The organism is Geodermatophilus maliterrae, assembly GCF_041018925.1.
Lineage (GTDB): Bacteria > Actinomycetota > Actinomycetes > Mycobacteriales > Geodermatophilaceae > Geodermatophilus > Geodermatophilus maliterrae.
Genome location: NZ_JBFNXQ010000024.1, coordinates 41,259 through 54,703 on the forward strand (window position 1 = coordinate 41,259; position 13,445 = coordinate 54,703).

The following is a 13,445-nucleotide window of genomic DNA, read 5'->3' on the forward strand; positions in this document are numbered from 1 at the left end:
CGACCGGAGAGGACGGTGGAGGCGACGGTACGTCGGCGCGCCGCCGTCCGCCAGGGGGCCGGGTCAGCCGGCCGGCGCCGGACGGCGGCGGGCCAGGACCAGCCCGGCGCCGAGACCGGCGACCACCACGACGGCCCCGCCGAGGATGAACCCCCACGGGGCGCCGAGGTGCTCGGACACCCAGCCGATCAGCGGCGCCCCGAGCGGCGTGCCGCCCATGAAGCACATGAAGTACAGCGCCATCACCCGCCCGCGCATCTGCGGGTCGGCGCCGAGCTGCACGAAGCTGTTGTTGGCCACGCTGAACACCAGCGCGGCCGCGCCCGCGGGCACCAGCAGGACGGCGAACGACGCGTAGCCCGGCGCCAGCCCGCAGGCGATCGTCAGCAGCCCGAACACCACCGCCGACCCGACGAGGAAGCGCTGCCGCGGCCGGGCGCTGCGCCGGGTGGACAGGAACGCGCCGGTGAGCGAGCCGACGGCGAACGTCGTCGACAGCAGGCCGAAGGCCTCCGCCCCCAGGTCGAAGACCTCGCGGGCCATGAGCGCGATGGTCACCTGGTAGTTGAAGCCGAAGGTGCCGATGACGAAGGCCAGCACCATCGCCAGCACCAGGTCGGGGTGCGACCACGTGTAGACCAGGCCCGCCCGCAGCTGACCGCGGCCGCGCGCCACCGGCGTGCTGGGGCGCAGCTCCCCCGGCCGCATGAGCGACAGCGCCCCGATGGTGAACACGAAGCTGGCCGCGTTGACGAAGAACGCCGGCGCGGTGTCGCCCCCGGAGGCACCGATGAGCAGCCCGGCCAGCGACGGACCGACCAGCCGGGCGCCGTTGAAGATCGTCGAGTTCAGCCCGACGGCGTTGGCCAGCAGGTCGCCGCCGACCATCTCCGAGACGAACGCCTGGCGCACCGGGGCGTCGATCGCCGTCACCGACCCCAGCGAGCCGGCCAGCAGGAAGACGTGCCAGAGCGCGGTGACGCCGGTGACCACCAGGGTGCCGAGCACCAGGGCCAGCAGCCCCATGAGCACCTGCGTGACGACGAGGACCCGGCGCTTGTCGTAGCGGTCGGCGAGCACCCCGCCGTACATGCTCAGCAGCAGCGTCGGGCCGAACTGCAGCGCGGTGACCAGGCCGAGGGCCACCCCGCTGTCGCCGGAGAGCTGCAGCACCAGCCAGTCCTGGCCGATGCGCTGCATCCACGTGCCGGTCAGGCTGACCAGGTTCGCCGAGGCGTAGAGCCGGAAGTTGTGCACCCGCAGCGACCGGAAGGACCCCCGGCCGCGGGCCGGCGCGGTCCTGGCGGGGGTCGTCTCAGCGGCCGTCGACGTCACCCACCGGCGAGCTCCTCCATGATCAGCGCGGCCTCCCGCAGGGTCGCGCGCTGTTCGGGGGTGAGCCGGTGCAGCTGCCCGGACAGCCAGGCCTCGCGGGCCCGCGCCTCCTCGGTGAGCAGGTCGTCGGCGGCCGGCGTCAGGTCGATGACGACCTGGCGGCCGTCGGTGGGGTGCGGGCTGCGGGTGACCAGCCCCATCCCCTCGAGCGCGACGACGACGCGGGTCATCGACGGCGGCTGCACCCGCTCGTGGGTGGCCAGCTCCCCCGGGCTCATCGCGCCGTGCCGCTTGAGCGTCGACAGCGCCGCGAGGTGGGTCAGGGTGACCGTGGTGTCGACCCGCTGGTTGCGCAGCCGCCGGGAGAAACGCATGACGGCCAGCCGCAGGTCGTGGGCCAGCGCTGCGGTGTCCAGCGTCGACCGGGTCACGGCCGGGAGCCTACCTGCGACCCTTAGCCGGGCTCAGAACAGCTGCTGGAGCGGCTCCAGCGCGAAGTAGACGACGAAGGCGGCGGCGATGACCCACATCAGCGGGTGCACCTCCCGCCCCCGGCCGACCGCCGTCCGCAGCAGGACGTAGCTGATCACGCCGGCGCCGATGCCGTTGGTGATCGAGTAGGTGAACGGCATGAGCGCGATGGTCAGGAACGCCGGGATGACCAGGGACATGTCGTCCCACTCGAGGGTGCGGATCTGAGTGATCATCAGCGCGCCGACGACCACCAGCGCCGGGGCGGCCGCCTCCGAGGGGACCACCTGCACCAGCGGGGTGAAGAACATCGCCAGCAGGAACAGCACGCCGGTGACGACGCTGGCCAGCCCGGTCCGGGCGCCGTCGGCCACCCCGGAGGCGCTCTCGATGTAGGTGGTGTTCGACGAGACGCCGGCCGCGCCACCGGCGGCCGCGGCCACCGAGTCGACCAGCAGCACCGGCTGGGACCCCGGCAGGTTGCGGCGCTCGTCGAGCAGGTCGCCCTCGGCGCCGACGGCGGTGACCGTGCCGACCGTGTCGAAGAAGTCGGCGATCATGATCGAGAAGACGACGAGCAGCGCGGCGACGACGCCGATCCGCTCGAACCCGCCGAACAGCGAGAACTGCCCGACCAGCGAGAGGTCCGGGGCGCTGACGACCTCGCTGGGCAGGCTGGGCACCTGCAGCGCCCAGCCGCGCGGGTTCGCCTCGCTGCCGTCGGCGCCGGTGCGCGGCCCGATCGAGGCGACGGCCTCCACGACGATCGCCAGCACCGTCGAGACGACGATCCCGATGAGCAGCGCGCCGCGCACCCGGCGGACGACGAGGACCGCGGTCAGCAGCAGCCCGACGACGAAGACCAGCAGCGGCCACCCGGCGAGCTGGCCGCCGACACCGAAGCTGATCAGCGGCGTGCCCGGGCGGATCACCCCGGCGTCGGCCAGTCCGATGATCGTGAGGAAGAAGCCGATGCCGACCGCGATCGCCGTCTTCAGCTGCGGCGGGATGGCCTCGAACACCGCCTTCCGGAACCCGGTGAGGACCAGCACGGTGATCAGCAGGCCCTCGACCACGATCAGGCCCATGATCTCCGGCCAGGCCAGCTGGGTGGCGGCGAAGACGGCGACGATGGCGTTGATGCCCAGGCCCGCGGCCAGCGCGAACGGGTAGCGGCCGACGACGCCCATGAGGATCGTCAGGACGCCGGCCACCAGCGCGGTCACCGCGGCGACGGCGCCGAAGGGCAGCGTGGCGCCGGTGATGTCGGCGCCGGACAGGATGATCGGGTTGAGCACCACGATGTAGGCCATCGTGAAGAACGTGGTCAGCCCGCCCCGCACCTCGCGGCCGACGGTGCTGCGCCGCGCGCTGATCGAGAAGAACCGGTCCAGGCCGTTGCGTGGCCGGATCCTCGGGCCCTCGCTGCGCCGGGGCCGGGACGCGCCGGCGGAGACGTCGGCCGGCGTGTCACCGACGTGGCCGGCTGCGCCGGCACCGCCGGAGGGACGGGACTTCTCGGGCATGGGGGCTCCTGCGGACGCTGCTGCCGGGAGGTGAGCGGCGACAGCGTGCCACACCGCCCGCCCGCCTCCCCGCGGGTCCGGGTGCTGCGGGGCCTAGGGTCGCCGCGTGCCCCGCCCCGAGCCGAGCCCGCCCAAGCAGGCTCCTCCCCCGCTGCGCGTCGACACCGCCCGCGTCGTGCTGGCCGGGACGGCGCTGTGGGTCGTGGCCCTCGTCGTCGTGCTGCTGCTCGGTGACCGGCTGGAGCCGGTGTGGACCTGGACCTGCGTCGCCGGCATCGTGCTGCCGTTCGTGGGGCTGGGGATCATGCGCTGGCAGCAGAAGAACCGCCCTCCCCCCCACGCCTCGCGAGCTCGGCGCGGGCCCCTGGAGGGTGGCCGCTAGAGGACGTCGAAGTCCGCGGTGTCGTAGCGGGCCGACGTCACCACCTCGGCGGGCTCGCCGGCGGCGAGGGTCGCCTGGCTGTGCGCACCGCAGCCGTAGTCGACGGCGACGACGCGGCCGTCGGCCGGCGCGTACTCGTTGCCGCAGGCGCCGAGCAGTCCGCGCAGCGAGCCGGCCAGCGGCAGGAAGAACCCGCAGGTGCCGCACGGGCCCGGTGCCTGGCGGGCCATGGGGGCGCGCGGGCCGAACTCCCCGGCCAGCCAGCGGGCCGCCGCGGTGCTGCGCCCCTCGCGGGACATCACCCGCTCGCGGCCCAGCCCCAGCTCGGTGGCCAGTGCCTGCGCCTCCGGGTCGGCCGCGGCGTCGTCCTCGGTGGCGTAGGAGGGCACCAGGCGCGGGTCGTCCTCGGTGGCGGGCAGCACGTCGCCCACGGAGAGGTCGCCGGGGCGCAGCCGCTCGTGCCAGGGCACCCAGGCCGGCGCCAGCAGCGCCGCGTCGCCGGGCAGCAGCACGACCTCGTCGACGGTGACCTCGTCGCTGTCGGGGACGCGGGCGAGGGTGACCGCCCAGTGCCAGCCGACGTAGCCGGGCTGGCGGCTGGCGAAGGAGTGGGTGAGCACCTGGCCGAGCGCGCCGGGCGGCACCCCCTCGGCGGGATCGCCGAGCGGCTCGGGTGTGGCGCCGAGGTGCTCACCGACGAGCGTGGGGTCACCGGCGGTCTCCTCGGCCGCGGCGCGGGCGAGGTCGACCGCCGCGGTCAGCGGGTCGCCGTCGGCGGAGTCGGGGTGCACGCCGCCATTGTCGCCGATGCCTCCCCCGGCGCCGAGGCCGCGGGGGCCGCGGCGGTCGCGGGGCCCGCCCTCGTGAGGCCCGTCGCGGTCGCAGCCCCTGCTCAGGGAGGTACGGCACCATGGAGGCGTGCCGTCCTCGCGTCCGCCCGGGCCCGCCCGGGGTCTGCTGCGCCGCCGTCCGGTGCCGCCGCAGCCCGAGCCCGGCTCGCCCGACCGCGTGGACACCACCCCGCTCGACCTGACCACGACCGAGCCGCGGCCGGGGACGCGCCCGATGGCCGCCGCTCCCCCGGTCGGGCCGCGCTACCAGGGACCCCCCACGGACCCCGCACCGCCGGCGTACCCGGCGCCGCCCGCCTACGGCGCACCCGCGTACGGCCACCCGGCGTACCCCGTCCCGCCCCCTGCCCTCCCGCCGACGGCACCCCCGCCCGCGCCCAAGGCGACCGTCACCCGGGTCGCCGTCGCGCGCGCCCGTGAGCTGACCGGTGCCGCGGTCGCCCGCGTGCGGGCGGCCAGCCGGGCCGACGGCGCGGCGGAGACCGGCCTGACCCACCTGCTGTGGGTCAACGCCCTGCACATGGCCGGCGACGCGATGGTCGCCGTCTCGCTGGCCGGCACCCTCTTCTTCGCCGCCACCACCGACGCCCAGCGCGGCAACGTGGCGCTGTACCTGCTGGTCACCATGGCGCCGTTCGCGGTGGTGGCCCCGGTCATCGGCCCGCTGCTCGACCGGCTGCAGCGCGGCCGGCGGTGGACCCTGGGCGCGGCGTCGTTCGGCCGGGTGGCCCTGGCGCTGGTGATGGCCGCCCACTTCGACGACGTCGCCCTCTACCCGGCGGCGCTCGGCGTGTTGGTGCTGTCCAAGGCGCACAACGTGCTGCGCGCCGCGGTGGTCCCGCGGGTGCTGCCCCGCGCGATGTCGCTCACCTCGGCCAACGCCCGCCTGTCGGTGTTCGGGCTGGTCACCGCGGGGGTCTTCGGCGGCGTCGGCGCCGGGCTGGCCGCGCTGGCCGGCTTCGCGCCCCTGCTGTGGGCCACGGCCGCCGTCTTCGCCGTCACCGGGGTCATGGCGGTCCGGCTGCCCCGCCACGTCGACGTCCCGACCGGCGAGCAGCCGGCCGACGTGCTGAGCACCGGCCCGGCCCCGCAGTCCGGTCGCCGGCGCCGGCGCCGCACGGTCGACCCGAACGTCGTCCGGGCGCTGCGGGCCACCGCGGCGCTGCGCGGGCTCGGCGGGTTCCTCACGATCTTCTCGGCGTTCCTCGTGCAGGCCACCGTCACCGACGGGTGGGAGGCCACCCTCGCCCTCGGCGCGATCGCCGGGGCGGCCGGCGCCGGCAGCGTGCTGGGCACCGGCATCGGCTCGCGGCTGCACGCCGCCGATCCCGACCGGGTGGTCGTGTGGTCGGCCGGGGCCGCCGCGGCGGTCACCGTGCTGGCTGCGGTGTTCTTCGGCCTGGCGATGGCGGCCGCGGTCGCCGGCGTCGCGGCGGTCGCCAACGCGCTGGGCAAGGTGGCCCTCGACGCGATCATCCAGCGCGAGGTGCCCGAGAGCCTGCGCGCCTCGGCGTTCGCCCGGTCGGAGACGGTGCTGCAGCTGGCCTGGGTGGTCGGCGGCGGCATCGGCATCGCGCTGCCGCCGATCGGCTGGCTGGGCTTCACCGTCGCCGCCGCGCTGCTCGTGCTCGCCGTCGGCCTGGTGCTCTGGACGCCGCGCCGGCGGCGCTGGGTGCCCGTCGACCCGGCGGCCCCGACCGTGCCGGACGCGCCCCGGGTGACGGACCCGCCCACCGTCCCGGAGGGCCGGGCGTGAGGAGCGGGGGCACCCCGGCCCTGCTCGCCGGCGTGCTGACGGCTGCGCTGGCCGGCTGCGGCTCCGGCGGGTCGTCGGCGCCGCCGGACGTGACGGTGACGGCCGGGCCGCAGGAGGTCAGCGCCCGGCCCACCCAGTACTGCGGCGACGGCGAGGGGCAGCGCTACGAGGTCGAACCGCCGGTCGTCGAGGTCTCCCCCGACACCCCGATCGTGCTCACCGTCCCCCAGGAGGTCGCCGACAACGGGTGGGGCGTGCAGGTCTACGACGAGCGGCTGCAGGAGCGGCTCGGCGAGGTCGACGTCGAGGACGGGCAGGCCCGGTTCGACGGGATCAACAGCTCCGACGTCGTCCCGCCGGCCTTCTACCTCGTGGTGGTCGAGGACGAGCACGGCGACTGCGTGTTCGCCGGCGCCTGGCCGATCGGGTTCCTGCGGGCCGGCGGCGACGTCGGGGTCGAGCCGACGCCGTCACCGGCCCCGGTCACCCCCGCCTCGTGAGGTGAGGGAACGGCCACCCTCCAGGGGCCCGCGCCGGGGGTGCGGGGCGTGGGGGGAGGGTGGTCCTCCCTCAGGCCTCGAGGTCGCCGGCCACCGCGCGCAGCACCGCGGCCACCTTGCGCGACTCGCCGCGGTCGGGGTGCCGGCCGCGGCGCAGGGAGTTCGAGACGTCGTCGAGCAGCTTGATCAGGTCCTCGATGATCGGGACCAGCTCGTCGGGCTTCTTGCGGTGCTGTGCGGCGACCTTGGCCGCCACCGACGGCAGCGGGTCGAGGACGCGGACCTGCAGCGCCTGGTCGCCGCGGCGGCCGGCGACGATGCCGAACTCCACCCGCTGGCCCGGCTTGAGCTCGGTGGTCCCCGACGGCAGGGCGTCCTTGTGCACGAAGACGTCGGGACCGTCCTCGCGCGAGAGGAAGCCGAAGCCCTTCTCGGGGTTGAACCACTTGACCTTGCCGGTGGGCACGTTCGTTCCCTCGTTCGCGGGTGTCCCGGCCCGGGGGCCGGCCGACGGCGGCGCGCACGCACCGCTCCCCGCCCAGGCTAGTCGTCCGTCGCGCCCGGCCTGACCGGGTGCCCGCCCGTCCCGGACCCCGGCGACCCACCGGCTCACCGATCACCGCCGTCGTGGTCGCGGGGCCGGCCGCGGCGGCGGAGCTGCTCAGCCCGCGCCGACCTCCTCCCCGACCACCCCGAGGCGGCCGAGCAGGTCGAGGAAGACGACGGCGAAGTCGTTGTCGGCGACCTCGCGCCGGACGGTGTGCCAGTCGACCTGCTCGCGCAGCGCCCGCGCCACCGGCAACAGCCGCGAGAAGTCGCAGTAGTGCTCGTCGAGCGCCATGAGCTTGGTGACCAGGATGTCGGTGGCCGCGAGGACGGGCATGTGCACCGAGAGCACGGACCTGTCCTCGGCGCGCTCGATGAGGTCGCTCTCCACCGGGTGGCCGCAGGTGCGCCACAGCACGTCGACGAACGAGTTGCCCTGGACGACCTTGGTCAGCCAGTCCTCGGCCGGGTCCTCGACCTGCAGGCCGGCGTCGTGGAGGATCTTGACCGCCCGCTCGGCCTCGGCGGAGGGGACGAGGAAGTCGGCGTCGTGGTCGGGCTCGGGGGCGCCGCGCACCCAGGCCGCGTACCCCCCGCACAGGGCGAAGGGGACGCCACCCTCCTTGAGGGCCACGGCGGTGCGCTTGAGGAGGTCGCGGATCTCGTCGCGGTCGGAGGGCTGCACGACCCGGCTGCTACCCGCGACCGGGCGCGTCACGCACGCGTGGGGACGGGCCGGCCGGGGCACGCAGGACGACGTGCGCATCGCGACCTTCAACATCCTGCACGGGCGCTCGACGGTGGACGACCGGGTCGACGTCGACCGGCTGGCCGCCGCGGTGAAGACCCTGGACGCCGACGTCCTCGGCCTGCAGGAGGTCGACCGCGACCAGCCCCGCTCGATGAACGCCGACCTCACCGCGGTGGCCGCCGAGGCGATGGGCGCCGTCGACTCGCAGTTCGTCGCCGCGCTGGCGGGCACCCCCGGAGGCACGTGGATGGCCGCCACCGGTGACGAGCAGCCAGGCTCGGCCAGCTACGGCATCGCCCTGCTGTCGCGCTTCCCGGTGGTGTCCTGGCGGGTGGTGCGGCTGCCGGCGCTGAACGGGCGGGTGCCGGTGTGGTTCCGGGGTGCCCGGGCGCCGAAGCTGGTCGGCGACGAGCCGCGGGTGGCCGTGGCCGCCGTGCTCGACGGCCCGCACGGTCAGTTCACCGTGGCCGCCACCCACCTGTCGTTCATCCCGGGCTGGAACTCCTTCCAGCTGCGCCGGCTGGTGCGCTCGCTGGCCGGCACCCGCGAGCCGCTGGTGCTGCTCGGCGACCTGAACATGGAGCCGCGGCAGGCCACCCGGGTCAGTGGCCTGCGGTCCCTGGCCGCGGGCGCGACCTTCCCGGCCCACGCGCCCACCCGGCAGCTCGACCACGTGCTGGCCCGCGGCCGGCTGGTGGCCACGGGGGCGGCGGAGGCGCCCCGGCTGCCGCTGTCGGACCACCGGGCGCTCGTCGTCCCCGTCCGGGTGACGTGAGCGGAGGAGGACCCCGCCGGCCCCCCTGCAGGGTCCCGCCGCGAGCTCGCGAGTGGCGGGGGGCAGAGGAAGGACCCCGTCCTCCCCACCCTTCGCAAGCTCAGGGCGGGACCCGGGACGGGGCCTCAGGCGTTGCGGACGGCGGCGGCCGACTGCAGACCCAGCTCCTGGACGGAGGCCTCGCGCATCTCGACCTTGCGCACCTTGCCGGTGACCGTCATCGGGAACGCGTCGACGACCTTGACGTAGCGCGGGACCTTGTAGTGGGCCAGCCTCCCGGCGCAGAACTCCCGCAGGGCCTCGGCGGTCAGCGGCTCGGCGCCCTCGCGCAGCCGCACCCAGGCCATCAGCTCCTCGCCGTAGCGCTCGTCGGGCACCCCGATGACCTGGGCGTCGACGACGTCGGGGTGGGTGTAGAGGAACTCCTCGACCTCGCGCGGGTACACGTTCTCCCCGCCGCGGATCACCATGTCCTTAATCCGGCCGACGATGTTGAGGTAGCCGGCCTCGTCCATGACGGCGAGGTCGCCGGTGTGCATCCAGCGGGCCGCGTCGATGACCTCGGCGGTCTTCTCCGGCTGCTGCCAGTAGCCGAGCATCACCGAGTAGCCGCGGGTGCAGAACTCCCCCGGCGTCCCGCGCGGCACGGTGATGCCGGTGGCGGGGTCGACCACCTTCACCTCCAGGTGCGGGTGCACCCTCCCGACGGTGGAGGTGCGGCGGTCGAGGTCGTCGTCGGCGCCGGTCTGGGTGGAGACCGGGGAGGTCTCGGTCATGCCGTAGCAGATGGTCACCTCGGTCATGCCCATCTCGGCGACCACCCGCTTCATCACCTCCACCGGGCACGGCGAGCCGGCCATGATCCCGGTGCGCAGGCTGGAGAGGTCGTAGGTGCCGAAGTCAGGCAGCGCCAGCTCGGCGATGAACATCGTCGGGACGCCGTAGAGCGACGTGCACCGCTCGTCCTGCACGGCCTGCAGCGTGGCCGCGGGGTCGAACGCCGGTGCCGGGATGACCATGGTGGCCCCGTGGCTGGTGGCACCGAGGTTGCCCATCCCCATGCCGAAGCAGTGGTAGTAGGGCACCGGGATGCAGATCCGGTCGGCCTCGGTGTAGCCGCAGCCCTCGCCCACGAAGAAGCCGTTGTTGAGCAGGTTGTGGTGGCTGAGCGTGGCGCCCTTGGGGAAGCCGGTGGTCCCCGACGTGTACTGGATGTTGATCGGGTCGTCCGGCGAGAGCTCGGCGGCCCGCTCGGCCAGCAGGCCCCGGTCGGCGGCCCGGCCGGTGGCCATCAGCCGCTCCCACTCCGGGTCGCCGAGGAAGACGACCTGGCGCAGGTCCGGGCACTCGCCGCGGACCTCGGCCACCATCGCCCGGTAGTCGCTGGTCCTGAACTCCGGCGCGGCCACCAGCACCGAGATCCCGGCCTGCTGCAGGACGTAGGCCAGCTCGTGCGTGCGGTAGGCGGGGTTGATGTTCACCAGGATCGCGCCGAGCTTCGCCGTCCCGTACTGGACGAAGACCCACTCGGCGCAGTTGGGCGCCCAGATGCCGACCCGGTCGCCCTTGCCCACGCCGAGGGCGTCCAGGCCGAGGGCGCAGGCGTCGACGTCGGCGACCAGCTGCCGATAGGTCCAGCGGCGGCCCGTGGCGCACTCGACCAGCGCCTCGTGGTCGCCCACCCGCGCCGCCGTCCGGTCCAGGTCCGCACCGATCGTGTCCCCGAGGAGGGGGACGGTCGAGGTGCCGCTCGCGTAGGACGGCAGCGCGGGCCCGCTCATCGCCGGCGGTTCTCCGGGAGCTGCACCCCGGCCCGGTTGGGCTTGTCGGTGGGGTGGGCGTAGCGGATCCGCTCCGGCGGCAGCGGGAAGCTGTGGTCCTCACCGAAGGGCGACAGCGGGCCGGCCATCTCGCCGAGGAACTCGGTCACCGGCGGCCCGGCGTCCTCCGACTGCCCCCAGGTGGGCTCGACCAGGTGAGCGTGCTTCTCCTTGCGCTTGGCCATGTCGCCTCCGTGCTCCGGGCACACCCCCCAGGGTGCGCGTCGGGGTCATTCTCGCGTGCCCCGTGTCCTACCCGCAGCAGCCGCACCCGCATCACCCCCGATCGCGGGGAGTGCGGCGGGAGCGGCCGGCGGTGCGGGCGCCGTAGAGGGTGGGCAGGCCCTCGGCGGTGAGCACCCACTGGCCGCTGCCGACCGGCGCCGCGCGCACCTCGCCGCCGTCGAGGTCCTGGACCTGGCGGGTGCGCCACACCGAGGTGCTGACCAGGCGCAGCCGCACCGGCTCGTCGTCGGGGTCCCACTCGTCGTAGCCCTCGGGCTCGAAGGCGACGATCGCCGGGCCGGCGATGCGCAGCAGCCCCCGCTGCCACCCGACGGCGGACAGCCCCCGCTGCCAGCGCAGCGCCCGCAGCAGGCCCCCGAGCCCGGCCACCGCGGCGGCGAGGCCGCTGACGACCAGCACGACCACGACCATGCCGACGAGGGGCAGCGGGCGGCCGCGGTCCTCCGCGACGCTGATGGCCACCGCGCCGAGCAGCACGGCCACGACGACGGCGATGACCCCACCGGCCAGCCAGCGCAGCGCACCGGCCCGGTAGCCCTCCAGCGCGGCACGGGTGTGCGGGTCGTCGGCGGCCGGGTGCACGCCCTCCATGCTGGCAGGCCCGGGTGCGACGGCGGCAGGGCCGCCCGCGCCGACGTAGCGTTGACCGGATGCCTGCCGACCGTCCCGCCACGCTGGCCGCGTGGCTGCGCACCCGCAGCGACGCCCAGCTCGCGGCACTGCTCACCGCGCGGCCCGACGTCGCCCGGCCCGCGCCCTCGGACGTCGTCGCGCTGGCCAGCCGGCTGGCGGTCCCGGTGTCGGTGGACCGGGCGCTCGACGACCTCGACGCGGCCACCCTGCAGGTGCTCGACGTCGTCCTGCTGGCCCCGACCGACGGCATCGAGGCCGCGGACGTGGCCGCGGCGCTGCCCGGGGTGCCCGACGACGTCCTCGACGCCGCGATCGACCGGCTGACCACCCGGGCGCTGCTGTGGGGCGACGACGTCCTGCACGCCCCGGACCAGGTGCGCCGCGCCGTCCGCCACCCCGCCGGGCTGGGCCGCCGGGCGGCCGAGCTGCGGGTGACCCTGCCGGCCGACCTGGCCGCGGCGGTCGGCGCGCTCGAGGCGGCCGAGCGCGAGGTGCTCGAGCGGCTGGCCGGCGACCGGCCGGTGGGCCACCTGCCCGAGAGCGGCGGCGGCGCGGCATCACCGGCCCGCCGGCTGCTGCAGGCCGGGCTGCTGGCGCGGATCGACGCGCTCAACGTGGAGCTGCCCCGCGAGATCGGGCTGCTGCTGCGGGGGGACCAGCCCTACGGGCCGCCGCGGCTGCGTCCCGAGCCGGCCGTCGTCGAGCGCGACCCGGCCGCCGTCGACCTGCAGGCCGCGGGCGCGGCGCTGGAGGCCGTCGGCCGGGTGGGCGAGCTGCTGGCGGTGCTCGAGGAGGAGCCGGCCGGGCTGCTGCGCAGCGGCGGGGTCGCCGTCCGCGACCGCAAGCGGCTGGCGCGGGCGCTGTCGGTGTCGGAGGCCGACGCCGGCTGGCTGCTGGAGCTGGGCTTCTGCGCCGGCCTGCTCGACGTCGGCGGTCCGCACCGCGACGAGTGGCTGCCCACCCGGGGCTACGACCTGTGGCGGGAGCAGCCGCTGCCCGACCGCTGGGCCACGCTGGCCGCCGGCTGGCTGGAGAGCACCCGGCTGCCCTCGCTGGTCGGGCAGCGCGACGTCGCCGGCAAGGCGGTCAACGCGCTCTCCCCCGACCTGGTGCGGCACACCGCCCCGGGCATCCGCCGCTCGGCGCTGGCCGCGCTGGCCGACTCCCCGCCCGGCCGGGGGCTGGCGCCCGACGACCTGGTGACGCTGCTGCGCTGGCGCGCGCCGCGGCGGGCCGACCGGCTGGCGCCGGTGCCCGACGTGCTCGCCGAGGCCGCGCGGATCGGCGTCCTGGTGGGCGGGGTGCTGTCCACGGGCGGCCGCGGCCTGCTGGCCCGGGGCGAGGAGGGCGCCGCCGACGGCATGGCGGGCCTGCTGCCCGAGCCGGTCGACCACGTGCTCGCCCAGCCCGACCTGACCCTCGTCGCGCCGGGGCCGCTGGTGGCCCGGCTCGCCGACACGCTCTCCGTGGTGGCCGACGTCGAGTCCTCGGGCGGCGCGACGGTGTTCCGGGTGTCGGAGGGCTCGATCCGGCGGGCGCTGGACGCCGGCTGGTCGGCCACCGACCTGCACGACCTGTTCACCCGCGCCTCGCGGACGCCGGTGCCGCAGGCGCTGGACTACCTGGTCGACGACGTCGCCCGCCAGCACGGCCGGATGCGGGTGGGCGCGATCGAGTGCTACGTCCGCTCCGACGACCACGGGTTGCTGTCCCAGGTGCTCAGCGACCGGCGGACGGCGGCGGCGGAGCTGCGCCGGCTGGCCCCGGGCGTGCTGGTCAGCGGCCTGGGTGCCGACGAGGTGCTCACCGTGCTGCGGGCGGCCGGGTACGCGCCGGCCGGGGAGTCGCCGGGC

The 13,445-nt window shown here is 75.8% G+C and carries 14 protein-coding genes; 5 read left to right on the top strand and 9 right to left on the bottom strand.

Annotation, left to right across the window (positions count from 1 at the left end; genetic code table 11):
• Positions 1 to 63: 63 nt before the first annotated feature.
• The 3 genes from ABQ292_RS09880 to ABQ292_RS09890 are packed head-to-tail and all read right to left on the bottom strand — an operon-like array spanning position 64 to position 3,332.
• The gene (locus tag ABQ292_RS09880; RefSeq protein WP_369205754.1) at positions 64 to 1,335 is read right to left on the bottom strand and encodes an MFS transporter; all 1,272 of its coding nucleotides are present in this window, start codon (positions 1,333 to 1,335) and stop codon (positions 64 to 66) included.
• On the bottom strand, positions 1,332 to 1,766 hold the full coding sequence (locus ABQ292_RS09885; protein WP_369205756.1) for a MarR family winged helix-turn-helix transcriptional regulator: 435 nt from the start codon (positions 1,764 to 1,766) through the stop codon (positions 1,332 to 1,334). The genes ABQ292_RS09880 and ABQ292_RS09885 overlap by 4 nt, the downstream gene beginning before the upstream one ends.
• 33 nt (positions 1,767 to 1,799) lie before the next feature.
• Positions 1,800 to 3,332, bottom strand: coding sequence for an NCS2 family permease (locus ABQ292_RS09890; protein ID WP_369205758.1), 1,533 nt, complete (start codon positions 3,330 to 3,332; stop codon positions 1,800 to 1,802).
• Between the two features lie 106 nt (positions 3,333 to 3,438).
• Between ABQ292_RS09890 and ABQ292_RS09895 the strand changes: the two genes are divergently transcribed.
• Positions 3,439 to 3,714 (top strand): DUF2530 domain-containing protein, encoded by a 276-nt coding sequence (locus ABQ292_RS09895; protein ID WP_369205760.1) that lies wholly within the window; start codon positions 3,439 to 3,441, stop codon positions 3,712 to 3,714.
• Here the strand turns inward: ABQ292_RS09895 and ABQ292_RS09900 are convergent.
• A complete protein-coding gene (locus tag ABQ292_RS09900; protein WP_369205762.1) occupies positions 3,711 to 4,505 on the bottom strand; it encodes a DUF3027 domain-containing protein in 795 nt (264 codons plus the stop codon). The two genes, ABQ292_RS09895 and ABQ292_RS09900, sit on opposite strands and share 4 nt — an antisense overlap.
• Positions 4,506 to 4,632: 127 nt before the next feature.
• Between ABQ292_RS09900 and ABQ292_RS09905 the strand changes: the two genes are divergently transcribed.
• Positions 4,633 to 6,321, top strand: coding sequence for an MFS transporter (locus ABQ292_RS09905; protein ID WP_369205764.1), 1,689 nt, complete (start codon positions 4,633 to 4,635; stop codon positions 6,319 to 6,321).
• The gene (locus ABQ292_RS09910) at positions 6,318 to 6,821 is read left to right on the top strand and encodes a DUF2771 family protein (RefSeq protein ID WP_369205766.1); all 504 of its coding nucleotides are present in this window, start codon (positions 6,318 to 6,320) and stop codon (positions 6,819 to 6,821) included. The genes ABQ292_RS09905 and ABQ292_RS09910 overlap by 4 nt, the downstream gene beginning before the upstream one ends.
• Positions 6,822 to 6,891: 70 nt before the next feature.
• On the opposite strand, the gene ABQ292_RS26680 is transcribed toward ABQ292_RS09910, so the two are convergent.
• Both ABQ292_RS26680 and ABQ292_RS09920 read right to left on the bottom strand, forming a co-directional pair.
• The gene (locus ABQ292_RS26680) at positions 6,892 to 7,287 is read right to left on the bottom strand and encodes a cold-shock protein (protein WP_438940579.1); all 396 of its coding nucleotides are present in this window, start codon (positions 7,285 to 7,287) and stop codon (positions 6,892 to 6,894) included.
• A 195-nt stretch (positions 7,288 to 7,482) separates the two neighbouring features.
• Positions 7,483 to 8,052, bottom strand: a complete 570-nt coding sequence (locus ABQ292_RS09920; RefSeq protein ID WP_369205768.1) for a nucleotidyltransferase family protein — start codon at positions 8,050 to 8,052, stop codon at positions 7,483 to 7,485.
• A gap of 73 nt (positions 8,053 to 8,125) precedes the next feature.
• Between ABQ292_RS09920 and ABQ292_RS09925 the strand changes: the two genes are divergently transcribed.
• Entirely contained in the window at positions 8,126 to 8,893 is a 768-nt protein-coding gene (locus ABQ292_RS09925) for an endonuclease/exonuclease/phosphatase family protein (RefSeq protein WP_369205770.1), read from the top strand.
• A 125-nt stretch (positions 8,894 to 9,018) separates the two neighbouring features.
• On the opposite strand, the gene ABQ292_RS09930 is transcribed toward ABQ292_RS09925, so the two are convergent.
• The 3 genes from ABQ292_RS09930 to ABQ292_RS09940 all read right to left on the bottom strand — a co-directional run bounded on the left by ABQ292_RS09930 (position 9,019) and on the right by ABQ292_RS09940 (position 11,541).
• On the bottom strand, positions 9,019 to 10,674 hold the full coding sequence (locus ABQ292_RS09930; protein ID WP_369205772.1) for an AMP-binding protein: 1,656 nt from the start codon (positions 10,672 to 10,674) through the stop codon (positions 9,019 to 9,021).
• Positions 10,671 to 10,898, bottom strand: coding sequence for a hypothetical protein (locus ABQ292_RS09935; RefSeq protein ID WP_204692862.1), 228 nt, complete (start codon positions 10,896 to 10,898; stop codon positions 10,671 to 10,673). The genes ABQ292_RS09930 and ABQ292_RS09935 overlap by 4 nt, the downstream gene beginning before the upstream one ends.
• Before the next feature lie 91 nt (positions 10,899 to 10,989).
• Positions 10,990 to 11,541: a hypothetical protein gene (locus ABQ292_RS09940; protein WP_369205774.1), complete on the bottom strand. Its 552-nt coding sequence runs from the start codon at positions 11,539 to 11,541 to the stop codon at positions 10,990 to 10,992.
• Between the two features lie 68 nt (positions 11,542 to 11,609).
• Here ABQ292_RS09940 and ABQ292_RS09945 point away from each other — a divergent pair.
• A partial coding sequence (locus tag ABQ292_RS09945) for a helicase-associated domain-containing protein (protein ID WP_369205776.1) occupies positions 11,610 to 13,445 on the top strand: 1,836 nt, incomplete at its 3' end.

Excerpts from the sequence above, each read along its gene's own strand:
- ABQ292_RS09890 (WP_369205758.1), bottom strand. The coding sequence starts at position 3,332 with ATGCCCGAGAAGTCCCGTCCCTCCGGCGGTGCCGGCGCAGCCGGCCAC.
- ABQ292_RS09930 (WP_369205772.1), bottom strand. The coding sequence starts at position 10,674 with ATGAGCGGGCCCGCGCTGCCGTCCTACGCGAGCGGCACCTCGACCGTC.
- ABQ292_RS09935 (WP_204692862.1), bottom strand. The coding sequence starts at position 10,898 with ATGGCCAAGCGCAAGGAGAAGCACGCTCACCTGGTCGAGCCCACCTGG.